The 14,278-nt window shown below is 55.6% G+C and carries 16 protein-coding genes; 12 read left to right on the top strand and 4 right to left on the bottom strand.

The annotated features are described in order from the left end of the window. Positions 1-74 precede the first annotated feature (74 nt). A complete protein-coding gene (locus IB196_RS03310) occupies positions 75-1,376 on the bottom strand; it encodes an inorganic triphosphatase (protein ID WP_188231888.1) in 1,302 nt (433 codons plus the stop codon). Between the two features lie 241 nt (positions 1,377-1,617). Here IB196_RS03310 and IB196_RS03305 point away from each other — a divergent pair, with 241 nt between their 5' ends. Together IB196_RS03305 and IB196_RS03300 are read left to right on the top strand one after the other, a co-directional pair. After that, the gene (locus IB196_RS03305; protein ID WP_005120905.1) at positions 1,618-2,238 is read left to right on the top strand and encodes a TIGR04211 family SH3 domain-containing protein; all 621 of its coding nucleotides are present in this window, start codon (positions 1,618-1,620) and stop codon (positions 2,236-2,238) included. Positions 2,239-2,300: 62 nt separating this feature from the next. Continuing rightward, positions 2,301-3,542, top strand: a complete 1,242-nt coding sequence (locus IB196_RS03300) for a multifunctional CCA addition/repair protein (protein ID WP_005120904.1) — start codon at positions 2,301-2,303, stop codon at positions 3,540-3,542. Between the two features lie 96 nt (positions 3,543-3,638). Here IB196_RS03300 and bacA read toward each other — a convergent pair whose 3' ends face one another. Both bacA and folB read right to left on the bottom strand, forming a co-directional pair. Beyond that, positions 3,639-4,457 carry an undecaprenyl-diphosphate phosphatase gene (gene bacA / locus IB196_RS03295; protein WP_040233952.1) on the bottom strand — a complete coding sequence of 273 codons (819 nt, stop codon included), beginning with the start codon at positions 4,455-4,457 and terminating at the stop codon, positions 3,639-3,641. Positions 4,458-4,543: 86 nt separating this feature from the next. Continuing rightward, positions 4,544-4,912 carry a bifunctional dihydroneopterin aldolase/7,8-dihydroneopterin epimerase gene (gene folB, locus IB196_RS03290; protein ID WP_005120902.1) on the bottom strand — a complete coding sequence of 123 codons (369 nt, stop codon included), beginning with the start codon at positions 4,910-4,912 and terminating at the stop codon, positions 4,544-4,546. Between the two features lie 106 nt (positions 4,913-5,018). On the opposite strand from folB, the gene plsY reads away from it, so the two are divergent. Further along, entirely contained in the window at positions 5,019-5,636 is a 618-nt protein-coding gene (gene plsY / locus IB196_RS03285; protein WP_003828443.1) for a glycerol-3-phosphate 1-O-acyltransferase PlsY, read from the top strand. A gap of 31 nt (positions 5,637-5,667) precedes the next feature. Here plsY and IB196_RS03280 read toward each other — a convergent pair whose 3' ends face one another. Continuing rightward, entirely contained in the window at positions 5,668-6,609 is a 942-nt protein-coding gene (locus IB196_RS03280; RefSeq protein WP_188231887.1) for a LysR family transcriptional regulator, read from the bottom strand. 212 nt (positions 6,610-6,821) lie between these two features. Here IB196_RS03280 and ttdA point away from each other — a divergent pair, with 212 nt between their 5' ends. From ttdA to IB196_RS03235, 9 genes are all read left to right on the top strand, one after another. Beyond that, positions 6,822-7,730, top strand: a complete 909-nt coding sequence (ttdA, locus tag IB196_RS03275) for a L(+)-tartrate dehydratase subunit alpha (RefSeq protein WP_040233949.1) — start codon at positions 6,822-6,824, stop codon at positions 7,728-7,730. Beyond that, on the top strand, positions 7,727-8,332 hold the full coding sequence (ttdB, locus tag IB196_RS03270) for a L(+)-tartrate dehydratase subunit beta (RefSeq protein WP_005120898.1): 606 nt from the start codon (positions 7,727-7,729) through the stop codon (positions 8,330-8,332). The genes ttdA and ttdB overlap by 4 nt, the downstream gene beginning before the upstream one ends. Before the next feature lie 48 nt (positions 8,333-8,380). Beyond that, the gene (locus tag IB196_RS03265) at positions 8,381-9,844 is read left to right on the top strand and encodes an anion permease (protein ID WP_188231886.1); all 1,464 of its coding nucleotides are present in this window, start codon (positions 8,381-8,383) and stop codon (positions 9,842-9,844) included. Positions 9,845-9,966: 122 nt separating this feature from the next. Continuing rightward, a complete protein-coding gene (locus tag IB196_RS03260; RefSeq protein ID WP_223236887.1) occupies positions 9,967-10,791 on the top strand; it encodes an urease accessory protein UreD in 825 nt (274 codons plus the stop codon). Positions 10,792-10,801: 10 nt separating this feature from the next. Then, positions 10,802-11,104 carry an urease subunit gamma gene (locus IB196_RS03255; protein WP_003024678.1) on the top strand — a complete coding sequence of 101 codons (303 nt, stop codon included), beginning with the start codon at positions 10,802-10,804 and terminating at the stop codon, positions 11,102-11,104. A 9-nt stretch (positions 11,105-11,113) separates the two neighbouring features. Further along, the gene (locus IB196_RS03250; protein WP_188231884.1) at positions 11,114-11,434 is read left to right on the top strand and encodes an urease subunit beta; all 321 of its coding nucleotides are present in this window, start codon (positions 11,114-11,116) and stop codon (positions 11,432-11,434) included. Continuing rightward, positions 11,427-13,130 carry an urease subunit alpha gene (ureC, locus tag IB196_RS03245; RefSeq protein WP_188231883.1) on the top strand — a complete coding sequence of 568 codons (1,704 nt, stop codon included), beginning with the start codon at positions 11,427-11,429 and terminating at the stop codon, positions 13,128-13,130. The genes IB196_RS03250 and ureC overlap by 8 nt, the downstream gene beginning before the upstream one ends. Positions 13,131-13,139: 9 nt before the next feature. Further along, on the top strand, positions 13,140-13,598 hold the full coding sequence (ureE, locus tag IB196_RS03240; RefSeq protein ID WP_188231882.1) for an urease accessory protein UreE: 459 nt from the start codon (positions 13,140-13,142) through the stop codon (positions 13,596-13,598). Beyond that, positions 13,598-14,269 carry an urease accessory UreF family protein gene (locus IB196_RS03235; protein ID WP_003024687.1) on the top strand — a complete coding sequence of 224 codons (672 nt, stop codon included), beginning with the start codon at positions 13,598-13,600 and terminating at the stop codon, positions 14,267-14,269. Before ureE ends, IB196_RS03235 begins: the two co-directional genes overlap by 1 nt. Positions 14,270-14,278: the final 9 nt, after the last annotated feature.

Genomic DNA, 14,278 nt, shown 5'->3' with positions numbered 1-14,278 from the left:
GTATTGAGGCTCATGGTATGGCCTCGTAGGCCTGATAAGCACTGCGCCATCAGGCATCCCGGCCTCAACCCTGATTATCGTTTTCCGCTGTGCAGCCAGAACGGTTCCAGCGCGATCGCCTCGTTGCGGAAATGTTCAATTTCAATATATTGGTTGGCCACAATGGCGCGACGTAAGCCCTGCCAGTTGGCGATCCATTCCGATGCAACATTTTCGTCGTAGTATCCCGACAGCATCAGCATGCTATCAATGTTGCGCGTCAGGCGCGGCAGCTGATCGACGTACTTATCGCCCAACGGCTGAGCAAAAGTGGTTTTCAGTTCAGCGGCATGGCGTGAGAGATGCGTATCCGAGAAACGCTTAAAGGAATCGGCAATTTTGCCCTGCGCCTTCGCATCAAGGAACGGCTGCCACCCTTTGGTCACCAGCCATTCGGTCAGCGCCAGTTTGGCCATTGCCGTTTCTGTGCTGTAAACCGCCGAAACGGCAGAGGCATCAGACGCGATGATCGCTTCCGACCGGGTCAGCAAATCACGTAAGTGAGCGCTCGCTTTTCGTGGCACATTACCGCCAAACAACATCAGAATGTGACGCACCAGCCCCATTGCCGCTAGCACCTCGGCTTTCGCCCCTTTGACGCCGCGTACCCACAGCTCTTCGTGGTACTGCCACTGTGATAATGCCAGCTCCAGCGCCGCTTCCAGCCCCTGCTCAATGCTCGCCTTCGCCGGAACCTGTAAAATGCGCGTCGGTTTGAGTTCACGCGGCGCATTCCCCTGAGCCAGATGATAGCCGCGCGCGGCTTTGCTCAAACTGCCCTGGCGTAAACCGGTTTGCGAAACCAGCTGGTTTGCCAGCTTCAGTACCGCACGGGTATCGCCGCTTAGCAGCTCAAGTTCAAGCTCACAGAGAGGTTCAGCACATTCGCCCGCTTTTACTTCCCCGAGATCGAGGGCGATTTCGATACGGCTGCCGTCAACATCAAGGCGCCATTTCTCACGGTAAAAATCGGTACTGAACAGCGGCTGCACCTGAGAGTCAAGCTCAGCGGGCAGTTCGCCATCAGGCCAGACTTCCGTTGGGAACAAGGCAAGATCCAGCTCAGGCGCGTCCAGCGCAACGTTAAATTCCGGTCGCTGATGCAGGCCGCCCGTCACGCGTCCGGCAATTTTCATGGTCATTTCGTAATGACCGTTTTCACCGCGAATACGCAGCCCCATATCGTGACCACGCAACCACGCATCCGGCGTTTCGTAGTAAATATTCAGCAACTGGCTGGGGGCATAATGCTCTCCCCCCAGCGTATTCAGACGTTCACGCAGCGCATCTACAGCGTCACTATTGACGATAAATTTTAATTCGATTTCCTGGGCCATGGTCTTGTACTTATGGGTTATGTCACAGTTGAGAAAACTGACTGCGAACTAAGTTCGTTCTTTATGGTCAGTAGATAGTATTTTGCGCCAAATTGCCATGCAACGAGCAATTTGACGGGCGTAAAAGTTTCGGGTGGTGGCAAAAAGGACACAGATGATTCCGATTGATGTCGAATGCTTTGCGTAGAGACACTGATGCCACTACTATCGTTCCACTTTCTATGACAATAACGACAGCCTGATGCCAAAATTACGCCTGATTGGATTAACTTTACTCGCACTTAGCGCCACTGCAGTCTCTCATGCCGAAGAAAAGCGCTATGTCTCTGACGAACTGAACACCTGGGTCCGCAGCGGTCCGGGAGATAATTATCGCCTCGTGGGTACGGTTAACGCCGGCGAGGAAGTCACGCTATTACAGACCGATGCCAACACCAACTACGCTCAGGTGAAAGACAGCACCGGACGTACCGCCTGGATCCCACTGAAAGAGCTGAACAGTACGCCGAGCCTGCGTACCCGCGTTCCCGACCTGGAAAACCAGGTTAAGACACTGACCGATAAGCTCAATAATATCGATACCACCTGGAATCAACGCACCGCCGATATGCAGCAAAAAGTATCGCAAAGCGACAGCGTGATCGACGCGTTGAAGGAAGAAAACCAGAAGCTGAAGAACGAGCTTATCGTGGCGCAAAAGAAAGTCAGCGCCGCTAACCTGCAGCTTGATGACAAGCAACGTACTATCATCATGCAATGGTTTATGTATGGCGGCGGCGTGCTGGGACTCGGCCTGCTGCTCGGTCTGGTTCTGCCGCACATGATCCCGAGCCGGAAGCGCAAAGATCGCTGGATGAACTGAATCGCCTTCTCCGTCACACTGACATATGATTAAGGAATACTGTTTTTCAAAAGGAATGTGGCGTGAAGATTTATCTGGTCGGTGGTGCTGTTCGGGATGCGTTATTAGGGCTACCGATTAAAGATAAAGATTGGGTCGTTGTCGGCGCCACGCCGCAGGAGATGCTTGACGCGGGCTATCAGCAGGTAGGTCGCGATTTCCCCGTGTTTCTCCACCCACACACCCGGGAAGAGTATGCGCTGGCGCGCACTGAACGTAAATCAGGTTCGGGATATACCGGATTCACCTGCTACGCCGCGCCAGATGTGACGCTGGAGGCCGATCTTCAACGCCGCGACCTGACTATCAACGCAATGGCCCGCGATGACAACGGGGAGATTATCGACCCGTATAACGGACGCGACGATCTGGAAAACCGCCTGCTGCGTCATGTATCCCCTGCTTTTAGTGAAGATCCGCTGCGCGTTCTGCGCGTGGCGCGCTTTGCTGCCCGCTATGCACACCTTGGCTTTCGTGTTGCTGATGAAACCATGATGCTGATGCGCAACATGGCCGCCGCAGGAGAGCTGGAACACCTGACGCCAGAACGCGTGTGGAAAGAGACAGAAAGCGCCTTAACCACCCGTAATCCACAGGTATTTTTCCAGGTCCTGCGCGATTGCGATGCACTGCGCGTGCTGTTCCCGGAAGTAGATGCTCTGTTCGGCGTCCCCGCGCCCGCGCAGTGGCACCCGGAAATCGATACCGGCATTCACACGCTGATGACGTTGTCGATGGCGGCCGTGTTAAGCCCGGAGGTCGACGTGCGTTTCGCCACGCTGTGCCACGATCTTGGCAAAGCATTAACGCCTAAAGCACTATGGCCGCGCCATCACGGCCACGGTCCGGCAGGCGTTAAGCTGGTTGAGCAACTGTGCCAACGCATGCGCGTACCCAATGACATCCGCGACTTAGCCAAACTGGTGGCCGAGTTCCACGACCTGATTCATACCTTCCCGATCCTGCAACCGAAAACCATCGTTAAGCTGTTTGATTCCATCGATGCATGGCGCAAACCGCAGCGCGTGGAGCAAATCGCCCTGACCAGCGAGGCCGACGTGCGTGGGCGAACCGGTTTTGAAGCGGCGGATTACCCGCAAGGCCGACTGTTACGCGAAGCCTGGCTGGTTGCACAGGCGGTTCCCACGAAAGATGTTGTGGAAGCGGGATTCAAAGGTCAGGCAATTCGTGAAGAACTGACCCGACGCCGCATCGCAGCAGTGGCCAGTTGGAAAGAACAGCGTTGTCCGAAACCAGCCCATTAAACTGACGTTGCCGGATGGCGGCATAAATGCCTTATCCGGCCTACATATTGCGCCCGTAGGCCGGATAAGCGCAGCGCCATCCGGCATTTAAGGCGATCAGAAAAAAACCACATAGACGGCGGCAGCAACAATAAAGCGGTAAATCGCAAACGGAATGAACGAAATACGCTTAATCAGTTGCAGGAAGGTTTTGATCGCCACCAGCGCCACAACAAATGCCGTCACGAAGCCGACAGCAAACATCGGAATATCTGCTGCAGTCAGAAACGACCAGCTTTTGTAGAGATCCAGCGCCGTCGCGCCCATCATCATCGGCACCGCCAGCAGGAATGAAAACTCAGAAGCCGCGTAACGGCTCACGCCCATCAGCATACCGCCAGAAATCGTCGCCCCGGAGCGAGAAAAACCCGGCCATAGCGCCAGACACTGAAAACAGCCAATCATAAACGCCTGGCGATACGTCATATCATCCAGACCCGGCGCACGCGGCTCTTTCGGCTTCAGGCATTCTGCGGCAATCAGCAGCACGCCCCCTACCACCAGCGCATACATCACGTTGATCGGGTTAAACAGCGATTTGATGGTGTCGTGGAATATCAGCCCCAGTACCACGGCTGGAATCATCCCCAACAGGATATGCCCCAGCGTCAGCCGACCTTTACCAGTACCTTCATGCGGGGTCTTGCCAAAGTGAATGCCAATTAAACCAAACAGACGTCGCCAGAACATCACCACTACCGCCAGAATGGAACCCAGTTGGATCACGACTTCAAACGTTTTTGCGGTATCGCCCTCAAAACCTAACAAGTGGCCAACAATTATCATATGGCCGGTACTGGAAACGGGTAGGAACTCCGTCAGCCCTTCGACCACACCCAAAATTGCCGCCACCAGCAGCGAGTGCATATCACTCATTAATAAACCCCTAGATAGAGAAAGCACGGCAAAAAAGAGCCGACGAAAGGACTCTTTTATACCTGTTTGATTTAGAAATTATTAAGTTAATTATTTTCTTTCAGATTATTGCCACGCTCAATGATGACCCCGACGTTTGCCGCACGGGCCACCGCACCAGGTTTGCTGAGTTTGATGCGCACCCATGGAGACTTAAAGCGGCTAAGCAGCAGATCCGCCACCTCTTCCGCCACACGTTCTACCAGCGCAAAACGCCCACCTTCCACATGATTAACAACTGTTTGAGCAATATCAGCATAGCTCAGACAATCAGCGACATCATCACTTTTGGCAGATTGACGGTTATCCCATGCCATTTCGATATCGAACACCAGTTTTTGTTCGATAGTTTGTTCCCAGTCATAAACACCGATAGTGGTGATTACTGAAAGTTGCTCTATAAATACAATATCCATCACGACCTGCCTGCTTTTTGGCTAACCCGGATACCACTTCCGGCGAAATATGCGTATTATCCACAGAAGTAGCGTTTTACACGACATTTTCAAAACGGAACAGCTTATGAGTGCAATCGCGCCTGGAATGATCATCTTCGCGTACCTCTGCGGCTCAATTTCCAGTGCTATTCTGGTATGCCGCCTTGCTGGATTGCCGGACCCGCGTGACAGCGGCTCCGGCAATCCGGGCGCGACGAACGTATTGCGAATCGGTGGCAAGGGAGCCGCCGTCGCGGTGCTGATTTTCGACGTCCTGAAAGGTATGTTACCCGTCTGGGGCGCCTATGCGCTAGGCGTCAGCCCCTTCTGGCTGGGATTGATCGCAATCGCCGCCTGTCTCGGACACATTTGGCCGGTATTCTTCGGCTTTAAAGGTGGGAAAGGCGTTGCCACCGCCTTTGGCGCAATTGCGCCGATTGGCTGGGACTTAACCGGCGTGATGGCCGGAACCTGGCTGCTAACCGTCCTGTTAAGCGGCTATTCGTCGTTAGGCGCTATCGTCAGCGCGCTGATCGCCCCTTTTTACGTCTGGTGGTTCAATCCCCAGTTCACTTTCCCGGTGTCCATGTTGTCGTGCTTAATCCTACTGCGTCACCATGACAACATTCAGCGTCTGTGGCGTCGTCAGGAGCCGAAAATCTGGACCAAGCTAAAGAAAAAACGCGAAAGAGACCCCGAGTGATTTTATTGTCGGATAGCGACGCATCGGCGTCTTATCCGGTCTCGGGGATGTGATACCCTTCCACCGGCTTGCCTAATCGACGCTGACACCACCCCGCCAGAAACTCCACGCACACGCGAAGCTTCACGCTGCGATACAGCGGCTCCTGATAAACCGCCCAGATATTGGCGCTTTGCGCATAATCCGGCAGCACACGCACCAGTTCACCGCTAACCAGAAATGGCTGCAGATCCCATTCGGAACGCAGCATAATCCCTTTTCCCTGCAGCGCCCACTGCAACACAATCTCACCGCTGTTGGAGGAAAGATGTCCCGCCACCTTAATCGACTTTTTCTCCTGGCCGTTATCCAGTTCCCACACCCCGTGAGTCATATCCCGTTCTTTGGTAACCAGGCAATCATGCCGACTTAATTCCTGTAGCGTCGTCGGCTCACCGTATTTTTGTAAATACGTCGGCGCTGCGCATAATATCCTTTTATTTTTCGTTAACAAATGCGCAATATAATAATCAGGAATCTCATCATTGATACGAATATCCAAATCGATATTATCCTGCGCCAAATCAATTTGCCGATCGTAAAGTTCAAAATGTACCTGTAATTCAGGATAGCTGTGCATCAATTCTGTAATTGCCGGGGCAATATAACTGCGCCCAAAGCCAAAGCTACAGCCGATACGAATCATCCCTGCCGGACGCGTTTTGATTTGTGTGACGTCATCCACCAGATGCTGATAACGGGCAAGGATCTCCAGCGCATGTTCATAGCAACGTTGACCACTCTCCGTTAGCGCCACGCCGCGCGCCGAGCGGCTTAGCAACGTAGCCCCAAGCGTGGACTCAAGGATCTGAATGCGCTTCGTCACAAACGCTGGCGTCTGGCCCAGCGTCGCGGCGGCGGCGCTAAAGCTGCCGCTATGAACAATTTCAACCAGCACCTGCAGGTCTTTCGCCAGGGGATACGTGTTCAGCATGATCGGTAATCCGTAATGTTGTTAACCGCAGTGTAATTCTCCCATACGTATTAAACCCTGCCCTGGCGCAATTTTTATTGCCTTATCTGGACATCATTCACGAACTGTTAATTAGATATTCACAGTGCCAAATAATATAAAACCACATTTTTAGTGGTAGTTTGTGGCGGAGAATTTATTTCCAGATAAATAAAAGAACTGGAGTTAATAAGATGAGCAATCAAAATAACCAAAATGCGATAACTACGCTGACGAACATTGTCGCCGACTTTACCGCCATGATTTCTACCCGCATGCCTGACGATGTTGTGGATAAATTAAAGCAACTGCGTGAAGGCGAGACCTCACCGATGGGTAAAATCATCTACCACACCATGTTTGACAACATGCAGAAGGCGATCGACCTGAATCGTCCGGCCTGTCAGGACACCGGTGAAATCATGTTTTTTGTGAAGGTTGGTTCCCGTTTTCCGCTACTTGGCGAACTGCAAAGCATTCTGAAACAGGCCGTTGAAGACGCCACGGTAAAAGCGCCGCTGCGCCATAACGCAGTTGAGATTTTTGACGAAGTGAATACCGGAAAAAATACCGGCACCGGTGTGCCGTGGGTCACCTGGGATATCATCCCTGACGGCGACGATGCAGAAATCGAAGTCTACATGGCGGGCGGCGGGTGTACGCTGCCGGGGCGCTCGAAAGTGTTAATGCCTTCTGAAGGCTACGAAGGCGTGGTGAAATTTGTCTTCGAAAATATCTCCACGCTGGCAGTCAACGCCTGCCCGCCGGTGCTGGTGGGCGTGGGTATTGCCACCTCCGTAGAAACCGCTGCCGTGCTTTCTCGTAAAGCGGTGCTGCGCCCTATCGGATCACGCCATCCAAACCCAAAAGCGGCAGAACTGGAACTGCGCCTGGAAGAAGGACTTAACCGTCTGGGCATTGGGCCGCAAGGGTTGACCGGGAATAGCTCGGTGATGGGCGTACATATCGAATCCGCCGCACGCCATCCGTCGACTATCGGCGTTGCCGTCTCTACCGGCTGCTGGGCGCATCGTCGCGGCACGCTGTTGGTTCATGCCGACCTCTCCTTCGAAAACCTGTCTCACACCCGGAGCGCGTTATGAAAAAGATCCTCACCACCCCGATCAAAGCCGAAGATCTGGCAGACATTCGCGTTGGCGATGTCATTTACCTGAGCGGCACGCTGGTGACCTGCCGTGACGTTTGTCACCGCCGCCTGATCGAACTAAAGCGCCCGATTCCTTATGACCTGAACGGCAAAGCCATTTTCCATGCGGGCCCGATCGTTCGTAAGAACGGTGAAAAATGGGAGATGGTCTCCGTCGGCCCAACCACCAGCATGCGTATGGAAGCCTTTGAGAAAGAGTTCATTGAGCAAACAGGTGTGAAACTGGTAGTCGGTAAGGGCGGTATGGGGCCGTTGACGGAAGAAGGCTGCAAGCAGTTCAAAGCGCTGCACGTCATTTTCCCGGCTGGCTGTGCGGTCGTCGCGGCAACCCAGGTTGAAGAGATCGAAGAAGTGCACTGGACGGAGTTGGGCATGCCGGAATCTCTGTGGGTATGCCGGGTAAAAGAGTTCGGCCCGCTGATCGTTTCCATCGATACTCACGGTAATAACCTGATTGCCGAAAACAAAAAGCTGTTCGCTGAACGTCGCGATCCTATCGTCGAAGAAATCTGCGAGCACGTGCACTACATCAAATAACCCTCCCGGAGAGGCGTAATGCCTCTCCCTCTTCGCAGGGATACAACAATGGCACCTTTAGCTGGTTGGTGGCGATACCTGGTTCCGCTGGTAGTCATCGCCATTATTGCTGTTCTGCCCGTCCCCACCGGTCTTGAGAGTCATACCTGGCTCTATTTTGCCGTCTTTACCGGTGTGATTGTCGGGCTTATTCTGGAGCCTGTACCGGGCGCGGTGGTGGCGATGATTGGCATTTCGATCATCGCCGTCCTTTCACCGTGGCTACTGTTCAGCCCGGAGCAGCTCGCGCAGGACGGTTTTAAATTTACCGCCAAATCGCTGTCGTGGGCGGTATCGGGCTTTTCAAACTCGGTCATCTGGCTGATCTTCGCGGCCTTTATGTTTGGTACCGGCTATGAAAAAACCGGGCTCGGTCGGCGTATCGCGCTGATGCTGGTGAAAAAGATGGGGCACCGGACGCTGTTTCTCGGCTATGCGGTGATGTTCTCTGAGCTGATCCTCGCCCCCGTCACGCCTTCCAACTCCGCGCGCGGAGCCGGAATAATCTACCCGATTATCCGCAACCTGCCGCCGCTGTATAATTCACAGCCCAATAGCGCCAGTTCACGCTCCATTGGCTCGTACATTATGTGGATGGGCATTGTCGCTGACTGCGTCACCAGCGCCATTTTCTTAACGGCGATGGCGCCGAACCTGCTGCTGATCGGCCTGATGAAAGGCGCATCCCACACGGCGCTGAGCTGGGGCGACTGGTTCTTAGGCATGCTGCCGCTGAGCATTTTGCTGGTGCTGATCGTGCCGTGGCTGGCGTATGTATTGTATCCACCGGTACTGAAATCCGGCGATCAGGTTCCACGCTGGGCGGATACAGAGCTAAAAGCGATGGGACCGCTGTGCGCTCGCGAGAAAAAGATGCTGGTGCTGATGGTCGGCGCACTGGTGCTGTGGATTTTCGGCGGCGATTTTATTGACGCCGCGATGGTCGGATACAGCGTGGTGGCGTTGATGCTGGTATTGCGCATCATCAACTGGGATGACATCGTCAGTAATAAAGCCGCGTGGAACGTCTTTTTCTGGCTGGCCTCGCTGATAACGCTCGCCACCGGACTGAACAACACCGGCTTTATCTCCTGGTTTGGCAAACTGCTGGCGGGAGGACTGAGCGGCTATTCGCCGATGATGGTGATGGTGGCGCTGATCGTGGTGTTCTACCTGCTGCGCTACTTCTTTGCCAGCGCCACGGCGTATACCTCTGCCCTCGCGCCGATGATGATTGCCGCCGCGCTGGCGATGCCGGAAATCCCATTACCGGTCTTCTGCCTGATGGTCGGTGCCGCCATTGGTCTGGGCAGCATTCTGACCCCGTACGCCACCGGTCCTAGCCCTATCTACTACGGCAGCGGCTATTTGCCGACGGTGGATTACTGGCGGCTTGGCGCTATTTTTGGCCTGATTTTCCTCGTGCTGCTGGTGATCACCGGTCTGGTCTGGATGCCCCTCGTTTTACTGTAATCTCCCATTGGGCGGCATATTGTCGCCCCTTAATCCATAAGCTTCTCATATGATCGGTTTCCCGATGCGCTGAGGCATACTTTTTTGCATGCAAACACCCTCATGCTGATAAGGGAAACGCTCTGGATACGGTTGCGCACGAGACACTCACACGGGGCTGGCAGGCCGAACTGGATCTGCACTTTACCTGCACCGGGCACAAAACGGTGCTGGCCTCGGCGCGTCATCATGGTCCATTGACGGTCCAGCGCCCGTTTTACCCGGAAGAGGACGTCTGTCATCTCTATTTGCTGCATCCACCTGCGGGAATCGTTGGTGGGGATGAGCTTCATATCGCCGTCACGCTCGACGAAAACAGCCATGCGTTAATCACCCAGCCCGGCGCGGGTAAGTTTTATCGCAGCCGTGGGCCACAAGCGTTGCTGCGCCAGCATTTCACGCTAGCTTCGCATGCCACGCTGGAGTGGCTGCCGCAGGATACGATCCTCTTTCCCGGCGCCAACGCTGTTATTCAATCCGTCTTTCACATCGCATCCGCAAGCCGCTTGCTGGCCTGGGATCTGTTGTGTCTTGGGCGACCGGTTATGCAGGAAACTTTCAGCCACGGCGTGCTGCAAAATCGCCTGGAAGTGTGGCGAGATGGGCAGCCGCTGCTGATAGAACGCTTGCAGTTGCAGGAGGGGAATCTGAGCGGCGTCGCGCATCACCCCTGGGTCGGCACGTTGCTGTGTTATCCGGCCAGCGAACACATGCTGGAGGGCACGCGCGAGCGGCTTACACCGCTTGGCGATTACGCCGGAGCAACGCTTAACGACTCGCTGCTGACAATCCGTTTTCTTGCTAACGACAACCTGGTTGTTCAGCGCGTGATGCGTGACATCTGGCAATTCCTGCGCCCGCTGCTTACGCAGAAATCTCCCGTACTCCCGCGAATCTGGCAAACCTAAGAGAACCCTTATGGAACTGACTCCCAGAGAAAAAGACAAGTTGTTGCTGTTTACCGCCGCGCTGGTGGCGGAACGTCGCCTGGCCCGCGGGCTGAAGCTGAACTACCCGGAATCGGTGGCGCTGATTAGCGCTTTCATCATGGAAGGCGCGCGCGACGGGCAAACCGTAGCCGCCCTGATGGAAGACGGGCGTCACGTGCTGCGTCGCGATCAGGTGATGGAAGGCGTACCGGAAATGATCCCGGATATTCAGGTTGAAGCCACGTTTCCGGACGGATCGAAGCTGGTCACCGTCCACAACCCGATCGTCTAAGGAGCGGTAATGATCCCAGGTGAATATCAGATCGCAAAAGGCAATATCACGCTTAATCAGGGGCGGGAGATCTGCACGATCGTGGTGGAAAATCATGGCGACAGGCCCATCCAGGTGGGATCGCACTATCACTTTTACGAAGTGAACCCGGCGCTGCGCTTTGACAGGCTGGCCGCACGCGGCTTTCGTCTGAACATTGCTGCGGGCACAGCGGTGCGTTTTGAGCCGGGACAAAAACGCGAAGTCGAACTGGTGCGCGTCGCTGGCGCACAAAGGATCGTGGGTTTTCGCAGTGAAGTGATGGGCGCGCTGGAGGCAGATAATGAGTGAAATTTCCCGGCAGGCGTACGCCGATATGTTTGGCCCAACCACCGGCGATAAGGTACGCCTGGCAGATACTGACCTGTGGATCGAAGTAGAAAAAGATTTCACCACCTACGGCGAAGAGGTCAAATTCGGCGGCGGAAAAGTGATCCGCGACGGCATGGGCCAGGGGCAAATGCGCGCGCAAGCGTGTGTGGATCTGGTAATAACCAACGCGCTGATCGTCGATCACTGGGGGATCGTGAAAGCAGATATCGGCATCAAAGCCGGCAGGATCTTCGCCATCGGCAAAGCAGGTAATCCCGATATTCAGCCCAACGTCACGATCCCGATAGGCGTGGGAACTGAAGTCATCGCCGGGGAGGGCAAGATCGTCACCGCGGGCGGCGTGGATACGCATATTCACTGGATCTGCCCACAGCAGGCGCAGGAGGCGCTGGTTTCCGGCGTAACGACGATGATCGGCGGCGGCACCGGTCCGGCCGCGGGAACTCACGCCACCACCTGTACGCCGGGTCCGTGGCACATCGCGCGCATGCTGCAGGCGGCAGACGCATTGCCGGTTAACATCGGTTTACTGGGCAAAGGTAACGGCTCAAATCCTGACGCCTTGCGCGAGCAAATCACCGCGGGCGCAATTGGCCTGAAAATCCATGAAGACTGGGGTGCCACGCCCGCCGCTATCGACTGCGCGCTGACCGTGGCCGACGAAATGGACATCCAGGTCGCGTTGCACAGCGACACGTTGAATGAGTCTGGATTCGTCGAAGATACGCTGGCGGCGATTGGCGATCGCACTATTCATACCTTCCACACCGAAGGGGCGGGTGGCGGCCATGCGCCGGATATCATCACCGCCTGCGCACATCCGAATATCCTGCCCTCCTCTACGAACCCGACGCTGCCCTATACCCTCAACACCATCGACGAGCATCTCGACATGCTGATGGTTTGCCACCATCTCGATCCGGATATCGCCGAAGATGTGGCCTTTGCCGAATCACGCATTCGCCGGGAAACGATCGCTGCCGAAGATGTGCTGCATGACATTGGCGCCTTTTCCCTGACCTCGTCCGATTCACAGGCAATGGGGCGCGTGGGCGAAGTGATTCTGCGCACCTGGCAGGTAGCACACCGTATGAAGGCGCAGCGTGGCACCCTGGCAGAAGAGACCGGCGACAACGACAACCTGCGCGTTAAACGCTACGTCGCCAAATACACCATCAACCCGGCGCTAACCCACGGTATCGCTCATGAAGTCGGCTCCGTTGAGCCTGGCAAACTGGCCGATCTGGTGCTGTGGTCACCGGCATTCTTTGGCGTAAAACCGGCAACGATCGTTAAGGGCGGGATGATTGCCTGCGCGCCGATGGGCGACATCAACGCCTCGATCCCGACTCCGCAGCCGGTGCATTACCGCATGATGTTCGGCGCACTTGGCGCGGCGCGGCATCACACCCGGTTGACCTTTATTTCGCAGGCCGCTGATGCGCAAAACATCGCGCAGCAGCTCAACCTGCAAAGCGCCATCGCCGTCGTTAAAGGCTGCAGAACAGTGAAAAAGGCCGACATGATCCACAACGACCTGCAACCCCATATCACCGTCGATGCTCAGACCTACGAGGTGCGTATTGATGGCGAACTGATTACCAGCGAACCGGCAAACGTTTTGCCGATGGCACAACGCTATTTTCTGTTTTGAGGAGTGACGATGATCTACCTGACCCGACGCCTTGACCACGCTCACCGCGTCACCGCAAGCGTCACGCTACCCATTGATATGCGAGTAAAAAGTCGTGCCAGAGTGGCGCTGAACGACGGTCGCGAAGCCGGGTTGATGCTACCGCGCGGTTTGCTGTTACGCGGTGGCGACCTGCTGACCACCGACGATGGCAGCGAGGTGATCGAAGTGATCGCCGCGCCGGAGTCGGTTTCCGTGGTGCGCTGCGCCAATCCTTTCCTGCTCGCCAAAGCCTGTTATCACCTCGGCAATCGCCACGTTCCGCTACAAATTCTGCCGGATGAGCTGCGCTACCACCACGATCATGTGCTGGACGCCATGCTGCGCCAGTTCAACCTCGAGGTGACGTTCGCCCAGTTGCCGTTTGAACCGGAAGCAGGCGCTTATGCCAGTGAATCACACGGGCATCATCACGGCCATGCGCACTGATGCATAACACCCAACAACTGCGTCTGATGCAGCTCGCCAGCAGCGCACTCCCGGTGGGGTCGTTTACCTGGTCCCAGGGTCTGGAGTGGGCGGTGGAGATTGGCTGGGTGAAAAGCGTCGATGACTTCTCTGCCTGGCAAATTCAGCAGATGGAGCAGAACTTTTTTACCGTCGACCTACCGCTGCTGGCGAGACTGTATCGCGCCTGCGAGCAGGACGATCTCGACGCCGCACGCCGCTGGAGCGCTTACCTGTTAGCCTGTCGCGAAACCCGCGAACTGCGGGATGAAGAACGCAGTCGGGGCGCGGCGTTTACGCGGCTGGTCACCGACTGGGAGGCGGATTGCTCGCGAGAGTGGCGCACTCTCTTCGCCGACAGCCAACTCTGCGGCATGGCCTGGCTGGCCGTGCGCTGGAGAATTCCCCTGACCGAACTGGCGTTAAGCCTCGGCTACAGCTGGATTGAGAGCGCTGTGATGGCTGGCGTCAAACTGGTTCCCTTTGGGCAACAGGCGGCCCAGCGCTTGATTATTGCGCTCTGCGGTCGCTATGCGCAGGGTCTGGCACAAGCGCTGGCGACGCCTGACGCCAGTCTCGGCTCCGCAACGCCGCTGGCTGCAATCGCCTCTGCCCGGCATGAAACGCAATATTCCCGATTATTCCGCTCCTGAGGAGAAAAA

Source organism: Citrobacter sp. C6_1 (genome assembly GCF_014596835.2).
In the GTDB taxonomy this organism is placed as follows: Bacteria; Pseudomonadota; Gammaproteobacteria; order Enterobacterales; family Enterobacteriaceae; genus Citrobacter; species Citrobacter pasteurii.
This window is presented reverse-complemented; position numbering and strand designations above follow the sequence as displayed.